The organism is Streptomyces sp. XY006 (genome assembly GCF_002237655.1).
Classification (GTDB): Bacteria; Actinomycetota; Actinomycetes; order Streptomycetales; family Streptomycetaceae; genus Streptomyces; species Streptomyces levis.
Genome location: NZ_NOKT01000025.1, coordinates 89783 through 110342, shown reverse-complemented (window position 1 = coordinate 110342; position 20560 = coordinate 89783). Strand labels below are relative to the sequence as shown.

19 protein-coding genes and 2 riboswitches are annotated in these 20560 nt (G+C 70.7%); of the genes, 13 read left to right on the top strand and 6 right to left on the bottom strand.

What is annotated here, in order from left to right; translation table 11 throughout:
• The first annotated feature begins 5 nt into the window (after positions 1-5).
• The 8 genes from CHR28_RS27040 to CHR28_RS27005 all read left to right on the top strand — a co-directional run bounded on the left by CHR28_RS27040 (position 6) and on the right by CHR28_RS27005 (position 7403).
• Positions 6-1250, top strand: a complete 1245-nt coding sequence (locus CHR28_RS27040) for a L,D-transpeptidase (protein ID WP_094056305.1) — start codon at positions 6-8, stop codon at positions 1248-1250.
• A gap of 156 nt (positions 1251-1406) precedes the next feature.
• Positions 1407-2639 (top strand): L,D-transpeptidase, encoded by a 1233-nt coding sequence (locus CHR28_RS27035; RefSeq protein ID WP_179272575.1) that lies wholly within the window; start codon positions 1407-1409, stop codon positions 2637-2639.
• 80 nt (positions 2640-2719) lie between these two features.
• On the top strand, positions 2720-3487 hold the full coding sequence (locus CHR28_RS27030; RefSeq protein WP_094056304.1) for an enoyl-CoA hydratase/isomerase family protein: 768 nt from the start codon (positions 2720-2722) through the stop codon (positions 3485-3487).
• A gap of 168 nt (positions 3488-3655) precedes the next feature.
• Positions 3656-4264, top strand: a complete 609-nt coding sequence (locus tag CHR28_RS27025) for an ATP-binding protein (protein WP_094056319.1) — start codon at positions 3656-3658, stop codon at positions 4262-4264.
• Between the two features lie 71 nt (positions 4265-4335).
• A complete protein-coding gene (locus CHR28_RS27020) occupies positions 4336-5511 on the top strand; it encodes a YncE family protein (protein ID WP_094056303.1) in 1176 nt (391 codons plus the stop codon).
• 91 nt (positions 5512-5602) lie between these two features.
• Positions 5603-6205 carry an ADP-ribosyltransferase gene (locus tag CHR28_RS27015; protein ID WP_094056318.1) on the top strand — a complete coding sequence of 201 codons (603 nt, stop codon included), beginning with the start codon at positions 5603-5605 and terminating at the stop codon, positions 6203-6205.
• 158 nt (positions 6206-6363) lie between these two features.
• Positions 6364-6576 (top strand): EF-hand domain-containing protein, encoded by a 213-nt coding sequence (locus CHR28_RS27010; RefSeq protein WP_094056302.1) that lies wholly within the window; start codon positions 6364-6366, stop codon positions 6574-6576.
• A 140-nt stretch (positions 6577-6716) separates the two neighbouring features.
• Positions 6717-7403 carry an NADPH-dependent F420 reductase gene (locus tag CHR28_RS27005; protein WP_256984429.1) on the top strand — a complete coding sequence of 229 codons (687 nt, stop codon included), beginning with the start codon at positions 6717-6719 and terminating at the stop codon, positions 7401-7403.
• Between the two features lie 59 nt (positions 7404-7462).
• On the opposite strand, the gene CHR28_RS27000 is transcribed toward CHR28_RS27005, so the two are convergent.
• The 6 genes from CHR28_RS27000 to gcvT all read right to left on the bottom strand — a co-directional run bounded on the left by CHR28_RS27000 (position 7463) and on the right by gcvT (position 13971).
• Positions 7463-8020: a glycoside hydrolase family 25 protein gene (locus tag CHR28_RS27000; protein WP_094056300.1), complete on the bottom strand. Its 558-nt coding sequence runs from the start codon at positions 8018-8020 to the stop codon at positions 7463-7465.
• A gap of 85 nt (positions 8021-8105) precedes the next feature.
• Positions 8106-9518 (bottom strand): MFS transporter, encoded by a 1413-nt coding sequence (locus CHR28_RS26995; protein WP_094056299.1) that lies wholly within the window; start codon positions 9516-9518, stop codon positions 8106-8108.
• Positions 9519-9621: 103 nt separating this feature from the next.
• Positions 9622-10989, bottom strand: a complete 1368-nt coding sequence (locus tag CHR28_RS26990; protein ID WP_094056298.1) for an L-serine ammonia-lyase — start codon at positions 10987-10989, stop codon at positions 9622-9624.
• Between the two features lie 108 nt (positions 10990-11097).
• A complete protein-coding gene (glyA, locus tag CHR28_RS26985; RefSeq protein WP_094056297.1) occupies positions 11098-12360 on the bottom strand; it encodes a serine hydroxymethyltransferase in 1263 nt (420 codons plus the stop codon).
• Between the two features lie 14 nt (positions 12361-12374).
• On the bottom strand, positions 12375-12752 hold the full coding sequence (gcvH, locus tag CHR28_RS26980) for a glycine cleavage system protein GcvH (RefSeq protein ID WP_094056296.1): 378 nt from the start codon (positions 12750-12752) through the stop codon (positions 12375-12377).
• Between the two features lie 97 nt (positions 12753-12849).
• Positions 12850-13971 carry a glycine cleavage system aminomethyltransferase GcvT gene (gene gcvT, locus CHR28_RS26975; protein WP_094056295.1) on the bottom strand — a complete coding sequence of 374 codons (1122 nt, stop codon included), beginning with the start codon at positions 13969-13971 and terminating at the stop codon, positions 12850-12852.
• A gap of 39 nt (positions 13972-14010) precedes the next feature.
• Positions 14011-14118, bottom strand: a riboswitch (glycine riboswitch).
• Positions 14119-14218, bottom strand: a riboswitch (glycine riboswitch).
• Positions 14219-14440: 222 nt separating this feature from the next.
• On the opposite strand from gcvT, the gene CHR28_RS26970 reads away from it, so the two are divergent.
• The 5 genes from CHR28_RS26970 to CHR28_RS26950 all read left to right on the top strand — a co-directional run bounded on the left by CHR28_RS26970 (position 14441) and on the right by CHR28_RS26950 (position 20486).
• Positions 14441-15103 carry an AAA family ATPase gene (locus tag CHR28_RS26970; protein WP_094056294.1) on the top strand — a complete coding sequence of 221 codons (663 nt, stop codon included), beginning with the start codon at positions 14441-14443 and terminating at the stop codon, positions 15101-15103.
• Between the two features lie 514 nt (positions 15104-15617).
• Complete coding sequence (locus CHR28_RS26965; protein ID WP_094056293.1) at positions 15618-16406, top strand: enhanced serine sensitivity protein SseB; 789 nt, start codon at positions 15618-15620, stop codon at positions 16404-16406.
• A gap of 163 nt (positions 16407-16569) precedes the next feature.
• On the top strand, positions 16570-17370 hold the full coding sequence (locus tag CHR28_RS26960; protein WP_094056292.1) for an enhanced serine sensitivity protein SseB C-terminal domain-containing protein: 801 nt from the start codon (positions 16570-16572) through the stop codon (positions 17368-17370).
• A gap of 342 nt (positions 17371-17712) precedes the next feature.
• Positions 17713-18711: an ABC transporter permease gene (locus CHR28_RS26955; protein ID WP_094056291.1), complete on the top strand. Its 999-nt coding sequence runs from the start codon at positions 17713-17715 to the stop codon at positions 18709-18711.
• Between the two features lie 8 nt (positions 18712-18719).
• Complete coding sequence (locus CHR28_RS26950) at positions 18720-20486, top strand: ABC transporter substrate-binding protein (RefSeq protein ID WP_179272573.1); 1767 nt, start codon at positions 18720-18722, stop codon at positions 20484-20486.
• Positions 20487-20560: the final 74 nt, after the last annotated feature.

Below are 20560 nucleotides of genomic sequence, written 5' to 3'. Positions count from 1 at the left end.
ACCTCGTGAGGCACGTACAAGGGCGCGCGCGGCGCGCGAGGGCCGCGCTGGCCGCCGTAGTGACATGGGCAGGGCTCCTCGCCGGGGCCACCGGCTGTACCTCGGACGACGGCGGCGGCATCGCCGGGGTCTTCGGCGCGCCCCCGGCGCCCGAGGACGTCATCGAGGTCACGCCCGGCGACGGCACCAGGGGCGTGCGCCCCGGGCAGGAACTGCGGGTGCGCGTGCCCGACGGCCGGCTGGAGTCGGTGAAGGTCGTCCGGTCGCAGGACGCGCAGGAGACCCCCGTGCCCGGGCACGTCTCCGCCGACGGCCTCACCTGGGAACCCGAGGAGCGGCGGCTCGCGCTGGGCGCCAAGTACACGATCGACGCCGTGGCCGTGGACGCCGGCGGACGCCGCTCGGCCCGGCACACCACCTTCACCACGTACGTCCCCAAGGAGCGCTTCATCGGCTACGTCACGCCGGAGCACCGCGCCACGGTCGGCACCGGCATGATCGTCTCCCTGCAGTTCAGCCGGCGGATCGCCGACCGGGCGGCCGTCGAACGCGCCGTGCGGGTCACCGCCCGCCCGGCCGTCGAGATCCGCCCGCACTGGTTCGGCCGGACCCGGCTCGACTTCCGCCCCCAGGACTACTGGAAGCCCGGCACCCGGGTCACCGTCGAGCTGCGCCTGCGGGACGTGAAGGGCGGGCCCGGCCTCTACGGCCTGCAGGACAAGCGGTTTTCCTTCACCGTCGGCCGCAGCCAGATCTCCGTCGTCGACGCCGCCCGGCACTCCATGGAGGTGCGGCGGGACGGCGAGCCGCTGGCCACCGTGCCGGTGACGGCCGGGGCCCCGAAGACCACCACGTACAACGGCAAGATGGTGGTGACCGAGATGCTGGAGGTCACCCGGATGAACGGCGCCACGGTCGGCTTCAAGAAGCGCGACGGCAAGGGCGAGTACGACATCCCCGACGTCCCGCACGCCATGCGCCTGACCGACTCCGGCACCTTCCTGCACGGCAACTACTGGGCCCACCGCAGTGTGTTCGGCCGCACCAACGTCAGCCACGGGTGCGTCGGCCTGCGCGATGTGAAGGGCGGCGGCTCGGACACCCCGGCCGGCTGGTTCTTCGACCGGAGCCTCGTCGGGGACGTCGTCGAGGTGGTCAACAGCAACGACAAAAAGGTCGCTCCCGACAACGGGCTCGGAGGCTGGAATATGGGCTGGAATGCATGGAAGGCGGGCAGTGCGGTGAAGTAACCGGACAGGGGGGCGGGTTGAGGCGCGTTCCGTTGGGACCGAACAGTGACATTCGCGGGCCGCCGGGGCCGCTCACTTGGTGGTTACTATTCGCCGGTGCGCGGGGGACACGCGCCGGGGAGCGGGCCTGACCAGGTCCGGGGAGGGGAGAACCACTTGAACGTGCGACCGATATCGGGGGCGTCGGTTGGACACGGGAACGCCAGGCTCGCGCTGGTCGTCGGCGCGCTGCTGTTCGCCGTGACGGCGTGCGGCGGCGGGGACGGCGGCTCCGGTTCCGGCGCGGGCGGCGGCAAGGGCCAGGACGCGGACACCGCGCAGAGCAAGCAGTCCGAGGCCGTCGTCAGCATCGCGCCGAAGGACGGGGCCAAGTCCGTCGAGACCAGCGGCGCCCTGAAGGTCACCGCCGCCAAGGGCAGGCTCTCGGAGGTCGTCGTCAAGGACGCCGAGGGCAAGCGGATCGACGGGAGGATATCCGGCGACGGTGCCACGTGGACGCCGTCCACGCACCTGGCCGGTGCCACCAAGTACACCGTCCACGCGGTCGCCAAGGACGCCGAGGGCCGCACCGCCGCGGAGGACGCCGGCTTCACCACGCTGACGCCGAAGAACACCTTCATCGGCACCTTCACTCCCGAGGACGGCTCCAAGGTCGGCGTCGGCATGCCGTTCTCCCTCCGCTTCTCCCGGGGCATCACCAGCCCGGAGGCCGTCGAGAACGCCATCCGCATCAGGACCGAGCCGGCCGTCGACGTCGAGGGCCACTGGTTCGGCAACGACCGGCTCGACTTCCGCCCCGAGAAGTACTGGAAGCCCGGCACCAAGGTGACCGTCGACCTGAACCTCGACGGCGTCGAGGGCCGCCCCGGCGTCTACGGCGAGCAGGACAAGAAGGTCGAGTTCACCATCGGCCGCAACCAGGTCTCGGTGGTCGACGCCAAGAAGCTCACCATGAAGGTCATGCGCGACGGCAAGGTCGTCAAGACCATCCCGGTCACCACCGGCAAGCCCGGCATGGAGACCTGGAACGGCCAGATGGTCATCAGCGAGATGCTCACGGTCACCCGGATGAACGGCGAGACCGTCGGCTACGGCGGCGAGTACGACATCAAGGACGTCCCGCACGCCGTCCGCCTCACCACCTCTGGCACGTTCCTGCACGGCAACTACTGGGCGGGCGGCGCCTTCGGCAACTACAACGCCAGCCACGGCTGCATCGGCCTGCGCGACGTGCGCGGCGGCTGGGACAAGAAGGTGCCGGCGGCCTGGTTCTTCGACAACTCCATGATCGGTGACGTGGTCGTCGTCAAGAACTCCGAGGACCGGATCGTCGACCCGGACAACGGGCTCAACGGCTGGAACATGTCGTGGGAGAAGTGGAAGAAGTAGCACTCCGGCGCTGACGCAGGGCCCCGGTGTGACGGACCGCACCGGGGCCCTGTCCGTTAGTCCCCGTTAACCTGCTGCCCATGACCATCTCTCTCGAAGTCGCTGAAGGCGTCGGCACGCTCCGCCTCGACCGACCGCCCATGAACGCGCTGGACATCGCCACGCAGGACCGGCTGAAGGAACTCGCCGAGGAGGCCGCGCGCCGCGAGGACGTGCGGGCCGTGGTGGTCTACGGCGGCGAGAAGGTGTTCGCGGCCGGCGCGGACATCAAGGAGATGCAGGCGATGGACCACACCGCGATGGTCCTGCGCGCCCGCGCCCTGCAGGACTCCTTCACGGCCGTGGCCCGCATCCCCAAGCCCGTCGTCGCGGCCGTGACGGGCTACGCCCTGGGCGGCGGCTGCGAGCTCGCGCTCTGCGCGGACTTCCGCATCGCCGCCGAGAACGCCAAGCTCGGCCAGCCGGAGATCCTGCTCGGCCTGATCCCCGGCGCCGGCGGCACCCAGCGCCTGGCCCGCCTGGTCGGCCCCTCCAAGGCCAAGGACCTCATCTTCACGGGCCGCATGGTCAAGGCCGACGAGGCCAGGGAGATCGGCCTGGTCGACCGGGTCGTGCCCGCCGACGAGGTGTACGCGCAGGCGCACGCCTGGGCCGCGAAGCTGGCCCAGGGCCCGGCCCTCGCGCTGCGCGCCGCCAAGGAGTCGATCGACGTCGGCCTGGAGACGGACATCGACACCGGCCTCGCGATCGAGCGGAACTGGTTCGCCGGCCTGTTCGCCACCGAGGACCGCGAGCGCGGGATGCGCAGCTTCGTGGAAGAGGGGCCGGGCAAGGCGAAGTTCCTCTGAACATCCCTCCAGGGGGTTGCAATTGACGCCGTGTCTGATCCGGGTCCCTCGATGGGGCGGTTTATGGCAGCCTTAAGGCAACCTTAAGCGTGCCGGATCGAAGGAGTCCGCCGATTGCCCCGGAATGGTCCGTTCCAGCAGGTCAGCCCGGGTGCGGACCAGGCCGAAGTGTCAGTGGCATATGACGGAGGGCCGACGGTGCGCGAGCCGTCCCCCGGGGCGTATTCGCCGGGAACGCCCCCGGCGGACGCCCCGGACGGCCATGATGGGGGCATGGCGGGGCTGGAGGGTATGGAACAGCCGCGGGGGCACGCTCATGCGTCCGCGGCACGCTGGTCGCCGACCGTCGAGGACGAACACGCGCTGAAGGCGCTGGAGTTGTACGGCAACCCGACGGAGGCAGAGGTTCCACTGCCGTCCCGCCCCGAGTCCGCCGCCACCGCCAGGCGCCTCACCCAGGTCGTGGTCCTGCGCCACTGGGGGCTCACGCCCAAGACCACGGAGGACGCGGTCCTCCTCGTCTCCGAACTGGTCGGCAACGCCGTACGCCACACCGGCGCCCGCGTCTTCGGACTGCGCCTGCACCGGCGCCGCGGCTGGATCCGCGTCGAGGTCCGCGATCCCTCCCGCGGGCTGCCGTGCCTGATGCCGGTGCAAGAGATGGACATCAGCGGCCGGGGCCTGTTCCTGGTCGACAAGCTGGCCGACCGCTGGGGGGTCGACCTGCTGCCCCGGGGCAAGACCACCTGGTTCGAGATGCGGGTCGCCGACCGCTGAGACGGGGGCTCACCCGGCCACCGGTCGGGCGAATGACCCGATTCCCGATCATGCGCCCCTTAAATGGGGGAATGCACCGTCACCTCGTCAAAAGCGCCCTGGTCACGGGCGCCGCCCTCGCCGTCCTCGCCGCCTGCGGCACGGACGGGGAGCGGACCTCCGAGGCGCGCGGCACCAAGGCCGCCGTGCCCGCCCCGCCCGAGAAGAAGCCCGTCGAGGGCCTGCCCGGCATGCCGCCCGTCCTCGACCCGGAGGACGTCTACGCGGCCGACCGCCCGGGCAGGCTGTCCCCCGTCGTCAAGGACTTCCCGTCCCGGGTCTACGTCCCCAACACCGAGTCCGACACGGTCTCCGTCATCGACCCGAAGACGTACGAGATCATCGAGACGATCCCCGTGGGCCGGCAGCCCCAGCACGTCGTTCCGTCCTGGGACCTGAAGACGCTCTGGGTCAACAACAACCGCGGCCACACCCTCACCCCGATCGACCCGAAGACCGGCAAGGCGGGCAAGGAGGTCGAGGTCCACGACCCCTACAACCTGTACTTCACGCCCCACGGCAAGTACGCCGTCGTCATGGCCTCCCTCGACCGCGAGCTCGTCTTCCGCGACCCGCACACCATGGCGGTCAGGAAGACCGTCCCGGTCTCCTGCTACGGCGTCAACCACGCCGACTTCTCCCTCGACGGCCGCTACTTCATCGTCTCCTGCGAGTTCAGCGGCGAGCTGCTCAAGGTCGACACGGAGAAGATGGAGGTCGTCGGCCAGCAGCGGCTGCCGTTCGAGGGCGCCATGCCGCAGGACGTGAAGCTCTCCCCCGACGGCAAGAGGTTCTACATCGCCGACATGATGGCCCACGGCATGTGGGTCCTGGACGGCGACAGGTTCACCGAGCCCACCCTGCTGCCCACCGGCAAGGGCTGCCACGGCCTCTACGTCGGCCGCGACTCCCGCGAGATGTACGTGTCCAACCGCGGCGAGGGCACGATCTCCGTCTTCGACTTCACACAGAACAAGCTCACCAAGAAGTGGCGGCTGCCCGACGGCGGCAGCCCCGACATGGGCGGCGTCTCCGCCGACGGCAAGGTGCTCTGGCTCTCCGGCCGCTACGACGCCGAGGTGTACGCCGTCGACACCCGCACCGGCACCCAGCTCGCCCGCATCCCCGTCGGCAGCGGCCCGCACGGCCTCGCCGTCTACCCCCAGCCCGGCCGCTACTCGCTCGGCCACACGGGCATCTTCCGCTGACCCCATCCGCCGTCCACATCACGGCAGTTGACACGCCCTGATCGGGTGAGGATCCCGGGCCCGCCGCGGCGGAACCGCGATCGTGCTCCGCATGATCACTCTCCGCCCGCGGCGCGCCACGGCCGCCGCCCTCTCCCTCGCGGCCGTCCTGACCACCACGGCCGCCGCACCGGCCCAGGCGCCCGCCCGGCCCGCCGCCCCCGCACCGGCCGCCTGCCCCGTGCAGTACGACGACAAGGCCGAAGCCGCCGCCGACCGCCGCGTCGACCTCGGCCGGATCACGCCCGACCCGTCCTGGCGCACCACCTGCGGCACCCTCTACCGCGCCGACGGCCGCGGCCCCTCCGTGGTCTTCGAGGAGGGCTTCCGCCCCAGGGACGTCGTGAACGGGCAGTACGACCTGGAGAAGTACGTCCTGGTCAACCAGCCGTCCCCGTACGTGTCGACGACGTACGACCACGACCTGTTCAAGAAGTGGAAGTCCGCCTTCAACTACTACGTCGACGCCCCCGGCGGCGTCGACGTCAACAAGACCATCGGCGACACCCACAAATACGCCGACCAGCAGGAGGTCGCCTTCCCCGGCGGCATCGCCCGGCGGTACATCGTCGGCGTCTGCCCGGTCGACAAGGCGACGAAGACCGAGATCATGAGCGACTGCGAGAGCAACCCCCACTACAAGCCCTGGCACTGACCGCGGCACTGACCCTGCGCACCATCCGTTACTGGCCCGACGAGGGCGCTTCGCCCTCGGACCGGGCCCGGCCGGGTGGGCGGCTCGGTGGGTGTTCGCGCGGGCGGTTAATCTGACCTGCGTCAGTACGACGTACAGCACGAGACGAGGGGCGATCGGTGGCGGACATCGAGGAAGCACGCAAGCATTTCGAGCGGATCGATACGGACGGTGACGGTTTCATCACCGCTGCCGAGTTCAAGACCGCCCTGGCCCAGTCGGGTGACTGGAACGTCACCGAGTCGGTCGCCGAGGTCGTCATCAAGAGCCGCGACCTGGACGGCGACAAGAAGCTGAGCTTCGACGAGTTCTGGGGCTACCTGAACAAGTAGGCCGCCCGGGAACCCGAGCGAAGGGGCCCGGTCCGTGCGCGCACGGACCGGGCCCCTCGGCATGTCCCGCGGCCCCGCAGGGCCAGGAATAGCCCACCCGCCCCCGAGGTTGCCCAGGTCACCAGCAGCCGCGAGGCGCCATCCACCCCCGGAAGGGCGAGGACATGAAGATCGGCATCATCGGAGCGGGCAACATCGGCGGCAACCTGACCCGGCGGCTCACGGCCCTGGGCCACGACGTGTCCGTCGCCAATTCCCGCGGGCCGCACACCCTCACCGCCCTGGCGGAGGAGACCGGCGCGACGCCCGTACCGGTCGAGGAGGCCGCTCGGGGCGCGGAGGTCGTCGTGGTGGCCATTCCCCTGAAGGCGGTCCCGGACCTGCCGTCCGGCCTGCTGGACGGCGCGGCGGAGGGCGTCGCGGTCATCGACACCGGCAACTACTACCCCAGGCAGCGCGACGGCAGGATCGCCGGGATCGAGGACGAGGGCCTCACGGAGAGCCGCTGGACGGAACGGCAGCTGGGCCACCCCGTGGTCAAGGCCTTCAACGGCACCTACGCCCAGGACATCCTGGACCGCCACCGCCCGGAAGGCGACCCCGACCGCATCGCCCTCCCGGTGGCCGGCGACGACGAGGCGGCCAAGCGGAAGGTACGCGACCTGATCGGGGAACTCGGCTTCGACACGGTCGACGCGGGCGGCCTGGACGACTCCTGGCGCCAGCAGCCCGGCACCCCGGTCTCCGGCCTGCGCGGCGGAGTCCAGGAGGTCACCAAGGCCCTGTCGGAGGCGTCCCCGGAGCGCACGCCGGACTTCCGCGGCTAGAGCCGGCGGGTCCGGGTGGCCGCGGGTCCGGGTGTCCGCGTGATCAGGCGTCCGCGGGATCAGGCGTCCGTGGCCCACTTCCGCAGTGCCGCCTTGCTCTCGAAGTCGGCCACGTTCTTGTCCAGCGGGTCGTCGGTGTACTGGTGGAAGCGCCACTTCGCCTTGATGCGGGGCTTTCCCGCGGAGACGTAGTCGGCTATCCACAGCCCGTCGCCGGCGTAGGAGGTCGTGTCGACGTTGAGCCAGAAATCCCGGTTGCAGTAGAGCACCACGCGGTTGTCCGGCCGCAGTTCCTTCAGCTTCCGTATGAACCGGTCCTTCTCCGCGTTGCTCGCGTGGGTGCCGTCGCCGGTCGTCTCCCAGTCGACGGCGAGGATGTCGCCCGCCCGGTCCGGCGCCTTGCCGACGAAGTACTCCGCCTGGGCGGTGAGGTTGCCGGGCCACAGGAAGTGGTAGAAGCCGACGACCAGGCCGGCGTCCCGCGCCCGCTTGGTCTGGGCGGCCAGCCGGGGGTTGACGTACGACCGCCCCTCCGTCGCCTTGACGAAGACGAAGGAGAGGCCGTCGGTGTCGTAGGAGGAGGACTGGTAGGCGCTCACATCGATGCCGCGCAGCATGGGGGGCTCCCTGAAGTGCTCGTGGGGGAGGGGGAGTTGGTGCCCACCACCATGGCACGGGCCGCTGCGGGCCGATGTGCGGATGTCAACTTCCGCCGGTCGCGGTCACGGAGCGTTCCGGGTCGTCGGTACGGGCGGTCTCGCCGTCGTCCAGGGAGACGTGCCGGGTCTCCTTGCCGAGGAGCAGCGCGGTCAGCGTCAGCAGGGCCATCGCCGAGAGGTAGAGGCCGACCAGCCACGGCGAGCCGTCCCCGGCCTCCCACAGCGCCACCGCGATGAACGGGGCGACCGCCGCTCCGAGGATCGAGCTGACGTTGTACGAGATGCCGGAGCCGGTGTAGCGCACGCTGGTCGGGAAGAGTTCGGGCAGCAGCGCGCCCATCGGGCCGAACGTCAGGCCCATGAGGGTGAAGCCGAGCACGAGCCACATCACCACGCCGAAGGTGCCCAGGCCGATCAGCGGGGCCCAGACCAGTCCGAAGACCACGATCGCCGCGGTGACCCGGATCAGCGTGGTGCGCCGCCCGTACCGGTCGGCGAGCGGGCCGGAGACCAGGGTGAAGGCGGCGAAGAACAGCACGCCGAAGATCAGCATCAGGACGAAGGTGGTGTAGCCGTACCCCAGTCCGGGCACGGCGGCGTTCTTCGCGGCCCGTCCGTAGCTCAGCGAGAACGTGGTCATCAGGTAGAAGAGCACATAGGTCGCCAGCATGATGAAGGTGCCCAGGACGAGCTGCCTGCCGTGGCCGCGCACCACGGTGGCCAGCGGCAGCCGCCGCACCCCGCCCGCGGCGCGGGTCCTGGTGAACACCGCCGACTCGACGAGCCGGGAGCGCACCCACAGGCCGATGGCGACCATCACGGCGGAGAACAGGAACGGCACGCGCCAGCCCCAGACGAGGAAGGCGTCCGAGGGCTGGGAGGGGTCGGCGCCGGCCGCGGAGGGCAGCAGCGCGCCCATGAGCAGGAACAGGCCGTTGCCGATGATGAAGCCCAGCGGGGCGCCCAGCTGCGGGAAGGTGCCGTACAGGGCGCGCTTGCCGCTGGGGGCGTTCTCGGTGGCGACCAGGGCGGCACCGCTCCACTCCCCGCCGAGCGCGAAGCCCTGCGCGAGCCGCATCAGCACCAGCAGCGCGGTGGCCACCCAGCCGGCCTGGGCGTAGGTGGGCAGCACGCCGATGAGGAAGGTGGCGACGCCCATGGTCAGGAGCGAGACGACGAGCGTCTTCTTGCGGCCGAGCCGGTCGCCGAGGTGCCCGAAGACGACGGCGCCGACCGGACGGGCGACCATCGCGGCGCCGAAGACCGCGAAGGACGACAGCAGCGCGGTGGTCGGGTCGCTGTCCGGGAAGAACAGCTGGGGGAAGACGAGCACCGCGGCGGTCGCGTAGATGTAGAAGTCGTAGAACTCGATCGTCGTGCCGATGAGGCTGGCGACGAGGACCCGGGACCGGGGGTTGACGGGCGTCGGGGCTGAACCGGGGACTGGTGCGGGCATCGCTCGGTCTTTCACGTGTGAAACATGGCTGGTACAACGATGTCAGCCATCTTGTTTCCCGGTACAGCCTTCTCGCGATGTGAGACGTCGCCCCGGCGGCCCGTCAGCACTCGATGATGTTCACCGCCAGCCCGCCCCGGGCCGTCTCCTTGTACTTCACGGACATGTCCGCGCCCGTGTCCTTCATCGTCTTGATGACCTTGTCCAGGGACACCTTGTGGGAGCCGTCGCCGCGCATCGCCATGCGGGCGGCGGTGACGGCCTTGACCGCCGCCATGCCGTTGCGCTCGATGCAGGGGATCTGGACCAGGCCGCCGACCGGGTCGCAGGTCAGGCCCAGGTTGTGCTCCATGCCGATCTCGGCCGCGTTCTCGACCTGCTCGGGGGAGCCGCCGAGGACCTCGGCGAGGGCGCCCGCGGCCATGGAGCAGGCGGAGCCGACCTCGCCCTGGCAGCCGACCTCGGCGCCGGAGATGGAGGCGTTCTCCTTGAACAGCATGCCGATCGCGCCCGCGGCGAGCAGGAAGCGGACCACGCCCTCCTCGTCGGCGCCGGGCACGAAGTTCATGTAGTAGTGCAGGACCGCCGGGATGATGCCGGCCGCGCCGTTGGTCGGAGCGGTGACGACCCGGCCGCCGGCCGCGTTCTCCTCGTTCACGGCCATCGCGTAGAGGGTGATCCACTCCATCGCCAGGGCCTGCGGGTCGCCCTCGGAGCGGAGCTTGCGCGCGGTGTTGGCGGCTCGCCGGCGCACCTTCAGACCGCCCGGCAGGATGCCCTCGCGGGACATGCCGCGCGCCACGCACGCCTGCATGACCCGCCAGATCTCCAGCAGGCCCTCCCGGATCTCCTCCTCCGTGCGCCAGGCCCGCTCGTTCTCCAGCATCAGCGCCGAGATGGACAGGCCGGTCTCCCGGGCCAGGCGCAGCAGCTCGTCACCGGTGCGGAAGGGGTACTTCAGCACGGTGTCGTCGAGTTTGATGCGGTCCGCGCCGACCGCATCCTCGTCGACGACGAAGCCGCCGCCGACCGAGTAGTAGGTCTTGGACAGCAGCTGAGCGCCCGAGGCGTCGTACGCCCACAGGGTCATGCCGTTCGCGTGGTAGGGCAGGGCCTTGCGGCGGTGCAGGACCATGTCGTCGTCGAAGGAGAACGCGATCTGGTGCTCACCGAGCAGGTTCAGCCTGCCGTCGGCCTTGATCGTCTCCACCCGCTCGTCGGCGGTCTCCACGTCGACCGTGCGCGGCGAGTCGCCCTCCAGGCCGAGCAGCACCGCCTTGGGGGTGCCGTGGCCGTGCCCGGTCGCGCCGAGCGAGCCGTACAGCTCCGCCCGGACCGAGGCGACGGACCCGAGCAGCTCCTCGTTGCGCAGCCGCCGGACGAAGAGGCCGGCCGCCCGCATGGGGCCGACGGTGTGGGAGCTGGACGGGCCGATGCCGATCGAGAACAGGTCGAAGACCGAGATGGCCACGGGGGAACTCCTGACTACGGGGGTGGTGCCAAGGGGGTGGGTGCCGCGCCCGCTTGTGGCCGGCGCGGCTCCCGAAAGGTTTCTTCGCGGCCGTCGCCGGCCGCGCTCCTACTTGTTCAGACCCGGGTACAGCGGGTGCTTGTCGGCCAGGGCCTTCACCCGGGCCTTGAGGGCCTCCGCGTCGTACGACGGCTTCAGCGCCTCGGCGATGACGTCCGCGACCTCCGCGAAGTCCTCGGCCCGGAAGCCGCGGGTGGCCAGGGCCGGGGTGCCGATCCGCAGACCGGACGTCACCATCGGCGGACGCGGGTCGTTCGGGATCGCGTTGCGGTTGACGGTGATGCCGATGCCGTGCAGCCGGTCCTCGGCCTGCTGGCCGTCCAGCTCGGAGTCGCGCAGGTCGACCAGGACCAGGTGCACGTCCGTGCCGCCGGACAGGACGTCCACGCCCACGGCCCGGACGTCGTCCTGCACCAGGCGCTCGGCCAGGATGCGGGCACCCTCCAGCGTACGGCGCTGGCGCTCCTTGAAGTCCTCCGAGGCGGCGACCTTGAAGGCGACTGCCTTGGCGGCGACCACGTGCTCCAGCGGACCGCCCTGCTGACCGGGGAAGACGGCGGAGTTGATCTTCTTGGCCAGTTCGGCCGTGGAGAGGATCACACCGCCGCGCGGGCCGCCGAGCGTCTTGTGGGTCGTGGTGGTGACCACGTGCGCGTGCGGCACCGGGTTGGGGTGCAGCCCGGCCGCGACGAGCCCGGCGAAGTGGGCCATGTCGACCATCAGGTACGCGCCGACCTCGTCCGCGATCCGGCGGAACTCGGCGAAGTCCAGCTGCCGCGGGTAGGCGGACCAGCCGGCGACGATCAGCTTCGGCCGGGACTCCTTGGCCAGCCGCTCGACCTCGGCCATGTCGACCCGGCCGTCGTCGCCCACGTGGTAGGCGACGACGTCGTAGAGCTTGCCGGAGAAGTTGATCTTCATGCCGTGGGTCAGGTGACCGCCGTGGGCGAGGTTCAGGCCCATGATGGTGTCGCCCGGCTTGAGCAGCGCGAACATCGCGGCCGCGTTGGCCTGGGCGCCCGAGTGCGGCTGCACGTTGGCGTGCTCGGCGCCGAACAGCTCCTTGACCCGGTCGATCGCGATCTGCTCGACGACGTCGACGTGCTCGCAGCCGCCGTAGTAGCGGCGGCCCGGGTAGCCCTCGGCGTACTTGTTGGTGAGGACCGAGCCCTGCGCCTCCATGACCGCGACCGGGGCGAAGTTCTCGGAGGCGATCATCTCCAGCGTGGACTGCTGGCGGTGCAGCTCGGCGTCGACCGCGGCGGCCACGGCCGGGTCGAGCTCGTGCAGGGGTGTGTTCAGGACGGACATGGGGCTACGACTCCTCAGCCGGCGGAGAACGCGGTGTACTCGTCGGCGGAGAGCAGGTCGCCCGGCTCGTCCGTGACCCGCACCTTGAACAGCCAGCCGCCCTCGAAGGGGGCCGAGTTCACCAGCGACGGGTCGTTCACGACGTCCTCGTTGACCTCGGTGACCTCACCGGAGACCGGGGAGTACAGGTCGGACACGGACTTGGTCGACTCCAGCTCGCCGCAGGTCTCGCCCGCGGACACCGTGTCACCGACCTCGGGGAGCTGGACGAAGACCACGTCGCCGAGCGCGTTGGCCGCGTGCTCCGTGATGCCGACCGTCGACACGCCGTCCTCGGCGGCCGACAGCCACTCGTGCTCCTTGCTGTAGCGCAGCTGCGTGGGGTTGCTCATGGCCTGGATTCTCCTGTACGCGCGGGAGTGCTGGTGAAGGGGACCGCTGGTGAGCGGGGGGAGGCGGCCGGGCGCTGGTGGCGCCCCTGGCCAGTGTCTACTTCTGGCGCTTGTAGAACGGCAGCGCCACGACCTCGTACGGCTCGTGACTGCCCCGGATGTCCACGCCCACTCCGGGCGTGCCGGGCGCGGCGTGCGCGGCGTCGACGTAGGCCATCGCGATCGGCTTGCCCAGGGTGGGGGAGGGGGCGCCGGAGGTGACCTCGCCGATCACCTCGCCGCCGGAGACGACGGCGTAGCCGGCGCGCGGGACGCGGCGGCCCTCGGCGACCAGGCCGACCAGGACGCGCGGCGGGTTCTGCTCGGCCCGGGCGGCGGCCTCGCGCAGGGCCTCGCGCCCCACGAAGTCGCCCTCCTTCTCGAACTTCACCACGCGGCCGAGACCGGCGTCGAAGGGGGTCAGGGCGGTGGTCAGCTCGTGCCCGTACAGCGGCATGCCGGCCTCCAGGCGCAGCGTGTCGCGGCAGGACAGCCCGCACGGGACCAGCCCGGCGCCCTCGCCGGCCTTGGTCAGGGCCTGCCACAGCTCGACGGCGTGCTCCGGCTTCACGAACAGCTCGAAGCCGTCCTCGCCGGTGTACCCGGTGCGGGCGATCAGGGCCGGGACCCCGGCGACGGTGCCGGGCAGGCCGGCGTAGTACTTCAGCCCGTCGAGGTCGGCGTCCGTGAGGGACGCCAGGATGCCGGGGGACTCCGGGCCCTGGACGGCGATCAGCGCGTAGGCGTCCCGGTCGTCGCGCACCTCGGCGTCGAAGCCGGCGGCGCGCTCGGTCAGGGCGTCGAGGACGACCTGGGCGTTGGAGGCGTTGGCGACGACCATGTACTCCGTCTCGCCGAGGCGGTAGACGATCAGGTCGTCCAGGATGCCGCCGTCGGCCCGGCAGATCATGGTGTAGCGGGCGCGGCCCGGCTTCACGCCGCCGATGTTGCCCACCAGGGCGTGGTCGAGGAGGGCGGCGGCCTGCGGGCCGGTGACGGTGATCTCACCCATGTGGGAGAGGTCGAAGAGGCCGGCCTTCGTGCGCACGGCGATGTGCTCGTCGCGCTCGGAGCCGTAGCGCAGGGGCATGTCCCAGCCGGCGAAGTCGGTCATCGTCGCGCCGAGCGAGCGATGCAGGGCATCGAGCGCGGTGTGACGGAGTTCTCCTGTACTGCTCACGGTCGGTCGTCTCCCAGGGCGATGACGGGGCGAGGTCGTTCCTCCCCATCTGTCATCGGAACCTGAGAGGTTCGCCATGACCGCGCCGGTCCATGGCTTGCACCTTGGGTGGGACCGCTGTGGCAGCGGCCCGCTTTTCAGATGTGCCTCGCCCGCGCGGTAACGGGGCCTGAGAGATTCAAGGGAGGGACTTGCTCCTTCGGCGCCCCAGCGTCAGCGGTGCTGGGAACTCTCCCGCGCGGATTCAAACGGCCGGTATGCAGTTGGCGCGCACATCATTGCACGCATCCTTCCGGCGCGGCAGGGGGACCTTTCCCAGGGAGTGCACGAGTCCCGCGCGCCGGACAGGGCGACCTGTAGCAGCCCTGTTGCAGGAAGAGTACGGAAATGAGAGGCCTGCGGCATTACCTTCTTTTTACACTCGGCGGGGATGGGACTCCGTGCCCGGCCCCAGGGGAGGACGATCACGGTGAACAGGACCAGGGCGTACGCCACGACGACGGGCGTCGCGCTGCCCGAGCAGCCGGCTGCCGCGCCCCGGGCGGTCCGCGGCCCGGCGCCGGTCGTCCGCGATCTGCGCGACCGCCCCGGCGGCGGCCCGCACGCGCTGCTGTTCGGCCCCCGGGACATCGTGGTGGTCACCGGTCTGCCCGGCAGCGGCAAGTCCACGCTGATGCGGCGCACGGTCCCGGGGCGGCGGGTCGACTCCCAGGACACCCGGGACCGCTGGGAGCGGCGCATGCCGGGCTTCCTGCCGTACGCGGTCTACCGCCCGCTGGTCCGGCTCGCCCACTACGCCGGGCTGCGCCGCGCGCTGCGCGGCGGCGAGGGGATCGTGGTGCACGACTGCGGCACGCAGGCGTGGGTCCGCCGCTGGCTCGCCCGCGAGGCCCGCCGCCGGGGCGGCACGCTGCACCTGCTGCTTCTCGACGTCACCCCCGAGCAGGCCCTGGCGGGCCAGCGCGACCGCGGCCGCGGCGTCTCGCGCTACGCGTTCCTGCGCCACCGCGCGGCCACCACCCGCCTGCTGCGCGCGGTGGAACAGGGCGACCTCCCGCCCGGCTGCGGCTCGGCCGTCCTGGCCGACCGCACCACAGCCAACACCCTCCGCCGCATCGGCTTCACGGGGTGAGGCAGGGGGTTTCGGGGAGCTTGGGGTGAAGGTGACCTCCGGGGTTTCACGGGGAGCCGGGGGTTGGGGTGACGCCCGGGGCGACTCGGGGGTTGAGGTGACGCCCGCGGCTCACCGGGAGCCGGGGGGCGAGGTGACGCCCGGGGCTCCACCGGGAGGCCGGGGGCGGGGCGACGGTGGGACGACGCCGTGGGGCCAGTGAGGCCGGCGTGACCCGCGGGTTCCCTCCGCGGACGGCCGTCCGGCGGCCCCGGCAGCAACCTCGGCATGACGGCCGAAGGGCCCTGGCCGGCTGCGGGACGGCGGACGGCATGCGGTCCATGAGCCAGGCCTCGTCGGGTCGCTCCCGTCGGCCGAGCCGCGCCTCCCGGGCCAGGGCAGTCCCGTTACTCGGCCGCGCCTCCCGGCCCGGGCACTGCCCGGCCCCGACTCCGTCTTCCCGGACCGGGTACTCCCCTCGATCGAGCCGTTAGCCTTTTCGCCTCAGTAGTGGTTTCAGGCAGGCGGTAGGCAGATGGACTTCCCGGCGGACTTCTCCGCGGACTTCCCGGCGCAGACGCAGACCCACCCGCACGGTGGCTGGCCCGGCAACGAGCTGGAGGAGGTGCTCTCGGCCGCCCTCGGCGCCGGACCCGCGGCCGGCGGCCGGATCGTCGAGGTGCTCGGCCGGAGTTTCGTCTGGGTCCCGCTCCCCAGCGGCGGCGGCCCGCACAGCGGCCCGCTCGACCTGCCCGCCGTCGAGATCGACGGCCAGGCGTTCGTGCCGGTGTTCAGCTCGGAGGAGCAGTTCCGCCAGGCCGCAGGGCCGCACATGTCGTACACCATCGCGCCCGCCGTGGAGTTCGCCCGCGGCCTGCCCCCGCACGCGGGGATCGTCGTCAACCCCGGCGGCGTGGTCGGCATACCCCTGCCCCCGCCCGCCGTCGCCGACCTGTGCCGGGCCGGCCGGACCCCGCTGGACGGCCCCGCGAGCGGCGGCCGGGTCCGCCTCTTCGAGCCCGACTGGCAGGACGACCCGGTGGACTTCCTCGCCGCCGCCTCCGCCGAGTTCGAGGCGATCGGCGTCGTCCTCACCGCCCGCCGCTGCCTCGCCGCGATCGAGACCGCCGACCCCGTGATGTTCGTGGGCGTCGAACTCTCCCAGTGGGAAGGCGATCTGCGCGCCCTGCCCCTGGAGGCGCTGACCCGGGCCGTCACCGCGTCACCGGCCCCCTGGCCCGTCAACCTCGTCCTCCTGGACGTGGCGGAGGACCCGGTGGGCCACTGGATGAAGGACCGGGTCCGGCCCTTCTATCAGCGATAGGGCGACCGGCCCGGGGGACGCGGCTGTGACACCATGCCGCTGCGCCGCGGGGGCGCGACACGCCATGGACGGACCCGCACGCGCCGGACGAGGGCAAGTCCCGAGTCGGTGGGCGGGCTTAAGCTAGGTCACGGTCGAGGCGTTGTACGAAGGGGCGGTAAAGGTGAGCGCGAGCGGCACGGCCGCGGCCGGACAGGTCGAGCACATGCTGCGCCAGGTCACGCCCGGGCGCTACGACGCCTACGAGGCACTCCTGCGCGCGCTCGCCACCCCGCACAGCGGCCAGATCTGGATGCTCCTGTGGCAGGGCCAGGCCGGCTCCCCGGACGCCCAGTACGGAAACATGGAGGTCGAGGGCTACGGCTACGCGCCCTGTGTGACCTCCGCCCAGGAGCTCTCGGCCAGCGGCTGGAACCGCTCCTACGAGGTGGTCGACGGCGTCGACGTGGCCCGCGCCCTCTACCCCGACCACTACGGCCTCTGGCTCAACCCGCACGCCCCGGGCGGCGGCGTCGGCATCCCCTGGCTCGACCTGCGCAGAATTGCCACGGGCCTGGACCGCCAGCCCGCCGGGCCCCTGCGGCTGTCCGAGCCGGCCATCGAGATCCCGCAGTTCTACGCCCTGCTCGCGCAGAACGCCCACCGCACCCCGGCGGTCCGCTCGCTGCGCCGCGCCTGGGTGCAGCCCGCGCTGGGCGCGCCGTACCTCGCCATCGGACTGGACGTGTACGACACCTCGCCGCCGGCGGTGGATTCCGTGCGCGCGATGATGCAGCAGTCCCTCGGCGCCGTCCCGGACGGACTCCCCGTCTCCACGGTCGCGATGTCCGACGAACACGACCCGGTCGCCATGTGGCTGCGGGCCAACGCCCGCCCGTTCTACGACCGCGAGGCCCACGCCACCGCCCCCGTCCAGGCCCCCGCGTCCGGGTACGGATACCCGCCCGCCCAGGGCAGGTTCTGAGCCGCTGCGGACCCTTCCCGAGGCCGGTTCCACACCCCCGCGCAAACGCGAGGACTGCTCAGCTCTCCGCGCGTAGATCCGGGTGAATTGCACGGGTGCGTCGTAAAATCCACCTAGCTCGACGCGTCCGACCGCTGTTACCCGTTGTCCGGATAACGGAACCCCCCAGACAGCATCACGTTTACGCATCCTTTCATCGCCAAGTCTGGCAACAGATCGCCAAAGCGTTGAAGACTCCCGGCAAGACACGGGCCGGTCGGTCTCGTGTACGAGACAAACAAAACCGCTACAGCGGCAGCCAGGGGCTAGGCGATCGCCGGCCCGAGAGGGGTCAATCGCACCGTGACCGCACCGATCGAGACCACCGGGGCGGAAGCCGGAGCACAGCCCGAGGCCGTGCTCTCCGGGGTCAAGAAGAGCCAGATCGAAGGGCGCTCGCTCACCCAGATCGCCTGGATGCGCTTCAAGCGGGACAAGGTGGCGATGGCGGGCGGCGTCGTCGTCGTCCTGCTCGTGCTGATGGCGGTGTTCTCCAAGCCGATCCAGTGGATCTTCGGCCTCGATCCCAACAAGTTCAACCAGGACCTCATCGACCCCGCGCTGCTCGCCCCCAAGGGCGGCTGGGGCGGCATGAGTTGGGACCACCCGCTCGGCGTGGACCCGCAGTACGGCCGCGACATGCTCGCCCGCATCATCGACGGGTCCTGGGTCTCCCTGCTGGTCGCCGGCGGCGCCACGCTGCTGTCGGTGGTCATCGGCACGGTCCTCGGCGTGGTGGCCGGCTACTACGGCGGCTGGATCGACAGCGTGATCAGCAGGCTGATGGACACCTTCCTGGCGTTCCCGCTGCTGCTGTTCGCCATCTCGATCTCCGCCTCCGTGCAGGACGGGTTCTTCGGTCTCGACGGCCTGTCCCTGCGCATCTGCGTGCTGATCTTCGTGATCGGCTTCTTCAGCTGGCCGTACATCGGCCGGATCGTGCGGGCGCAGACCATGACCCTGCGCAAGCGGGAGTTCATCGAGGCCGCCACGAGCCTCGGGGCGCGCGGCCCGTACGTCCTGTTCCGGGAGCTCCTCCCGAACCTCGTCGCACCGATCCTCGTCTACTCGACGCTGATCATCCCGACGAACATTCTGTTCGAGGCCGCACTGAGCTTCCTCGGTGTCGGTATCGCTCCGCCGCAGGCCTCCTGGGGCGGCATGCTCAGCAACGCTGTGGATCTCTACACGGCTGATCCGCAGTACATGTTCGTGCCCGGACTGGCGATCTTCATCACCGTCCTGGCCTTCAACCTGCTGGGTGACGGGCTGCGTGACGCCCTCGACCCTCGCAGCAAGTGATCCATCGAATGAGGGGGCTTCCTCAGGTGAAGACGAGAAGGGTGACCGCCGGCGTTGCGTCGGTCCTGGCACTGTCGCTGGGTGCTGCCGCGTGCGGCGGCGGCGGTGACGACAACGACGGGGGAGGCAACGGCAAGAAGGACGCCGCGCTGAACTCGATCGTCAACGCGTCGGACAAGAAGGGAGGGACGGTCACGTACGAGCACTCGGACGTGCCGGACTCCCTCGACCCGGGCAACACGTACTACGGCTGGGTCCAGAACTTCTCCCGTCTCTACGGCCGGACGCTCACCACGTTCAAGCCGGCGGCGGGCAAGGAAGGCCTGGAGGTCGTGCCGGACCTCGCCGAGTCCCTCGGCAAGTCCAGCCCGGACGCCAAGACCTGGACGTACAAGCTGCGTGCGGGTGTGAAGTTCCAGGACGGCACCCCGGTGACGTCCAAGGACGTCAAGTACGCCATCGAGCGCTCCAACTTCGCGCCCGAGGCCCTGTCCAACGGCCCGACGTACTTCAAGGCCTACCTGGAGGGCGGCGACAAGTACCAGGGCCCGTACAAGGACAAGTCGGCCGACGGCATCAAGTCCATCGAGACGCCGGACGACCGCACGATCGTCTTCAAGCTGAAGCAGCCCTTCGCCGACTTCGACTACCTGGCGACGTTCTCGCAGACGGCGCCCGTGCCGAAGGCGAAGGACACCGGCGCGAAGTACGTGCAGGCGATCCAGTCCTCCGGCCCGTACCAGTTCCAGTCCTACGAGGAGGGCCGCGGCGCCACCCTCGTGCGCAACAAGAACTGGGACCCCAAGACGGACCCGATCCGCAAGGCCCTGCCGGACAAGATCTCGATCAAGTTCAAGGTCAACCCGGTCACGGTCGACAACAACCTCATCTCCGACAAGATCACGGCTGACGCCGCGGGCACCGGTGTGCAGCCGCAGACCCAGCCGAAGGTCCTGCGCGGCAAGCTCGCCGGCCAGACGGACAGCTCCTACGCCGGCGCCACGCAGTACATCGCGCTCAACGTCAACGTGAAGCCGTTCGACAACGAGCACTGCCGCAAGGCCGTCCAGTGGGGTCTGGACAAGCAGTCCGTGCTGGACGCGATGGGCGGCTCGCCGAAGGGCGACGTGGCGACCACGCTGCTGCCGCCGTCGGTCAACGGCTACACCAAGTTCGACACCTACGCGACCGACGGTCACAAGGGTGACGCAGCCAAGGCCAAGGCGGAGCTGAAGGCCTGCGGTCAGCCGAACGGCTTCAACACGATCCTCACGGCCCGCTCGGACCGGCCCGCCGAGGTCGCGGCCGCCACGGCCGTCCAGGCGTCGCTGAAGAAGATCGGCATCAACATCGAGATCAAGCAGTTCCCCTCCGGCAAGTACTTCTCCAACTTCGCCGGTGTCCCGTCCTACGTCCACGAGAACAAGCTCGGCATGCTCTCGATGGCGTGGGGTGCCGACTGGCCGACCGGCTACGGCTTCCTCGACCAGATCGTCAACGGTGCCGCCATCAAGCCCTCCGGCGGCAACAACCTGATGGAGCTGGACGACCCGAAGATCAACAAGGCCCTGACGGACGCGATCGCCAACACCGACGACGCCGCCCGCACCAAGGCCTGGGGTGACATCGACAAGATGGTCCTCGACAACGCCTCGGTCGTCCCGCTGATCTACCGCAAGAACCTGCTGCTGCGGCCCACGTCCGCGAACAACGTCACGGTCACGCAGGCCTACCTCGGCATGTACGACTACCTGCTGATGAGCTCCTCGAAGTAATTCAGCAGGCCGGAACCTTTCGAAAGGCAGGTGAAGGCACCGGGTGGCCGCGGCGGACGATCCCGCCGCGGCCA

Bases quoted from the DNA above. Each gene is read 5' to 3' on its own strand.
- CHR28_RS27030 (WP_094056304.1), top strand. From the start codon at position 2,720: ATGACCATCTCTCTCGAAGTCGCTGAAGGCGTCGGCACGCTCCGCCTC.
- CHR28_RS27020 (WP_094056303.1), top strand. From the start codon at position 4,336: ATGCACCGTCACCTCGTCAAAAGCGCCCTGGTCACGGGCGCCGCCCTC.
- CHR28_RS27015 (WP_094056318.1), top strand. From the start codon at position 5,603: ATGATCACTCTCCGCCCGCGGCGCGCCACGGCCGCCGCCCTCTCCCTC.
- CHR28_RS27000 (WP_094056300.1), bottom strand. From the start codon at position 8,020: ATGCTGCGCGGCATCGATGTGAGCGCCTACCAGTCCTCCTCCTACGAC.
- CHR28_RS26995 (WP_094056299.1), bottom strand. From the start codon at position 9,518: ATGCCCGCACCAGTCCCCGGTTCAGCCCCGACGCCCGTCAACCCCCGG.
- glyA (WP_094056297.1), bottom strand. From the start codon at position 12,360: ATGTCCGTCCTGAACACACCCCTGCACGAGCTCGACCCGGCCGTGGCC.
- gcvH (WP_094056296.1), bottom strand. From the start codon at position 12,752: ATGAGCAACCCCACGCAGCTGCGCTACAGCAAGGAGCACGAGTGGCTG.
- CHR28_RS26965 (WP_094056293.1), top strand. From the start codon at position 15,618: ATGGACTTCCCGGCGGACTTCTCCGCGGACTTCCCGGCGCAGACGCAG.
- CHR28_RS26950 (WP_179272573.1), top strand. From the start codon at position 18,720: ATGAGGGGGCTTCCTCAGGTGAAGACGAGAAGGGTGACCGCCGGCGTT.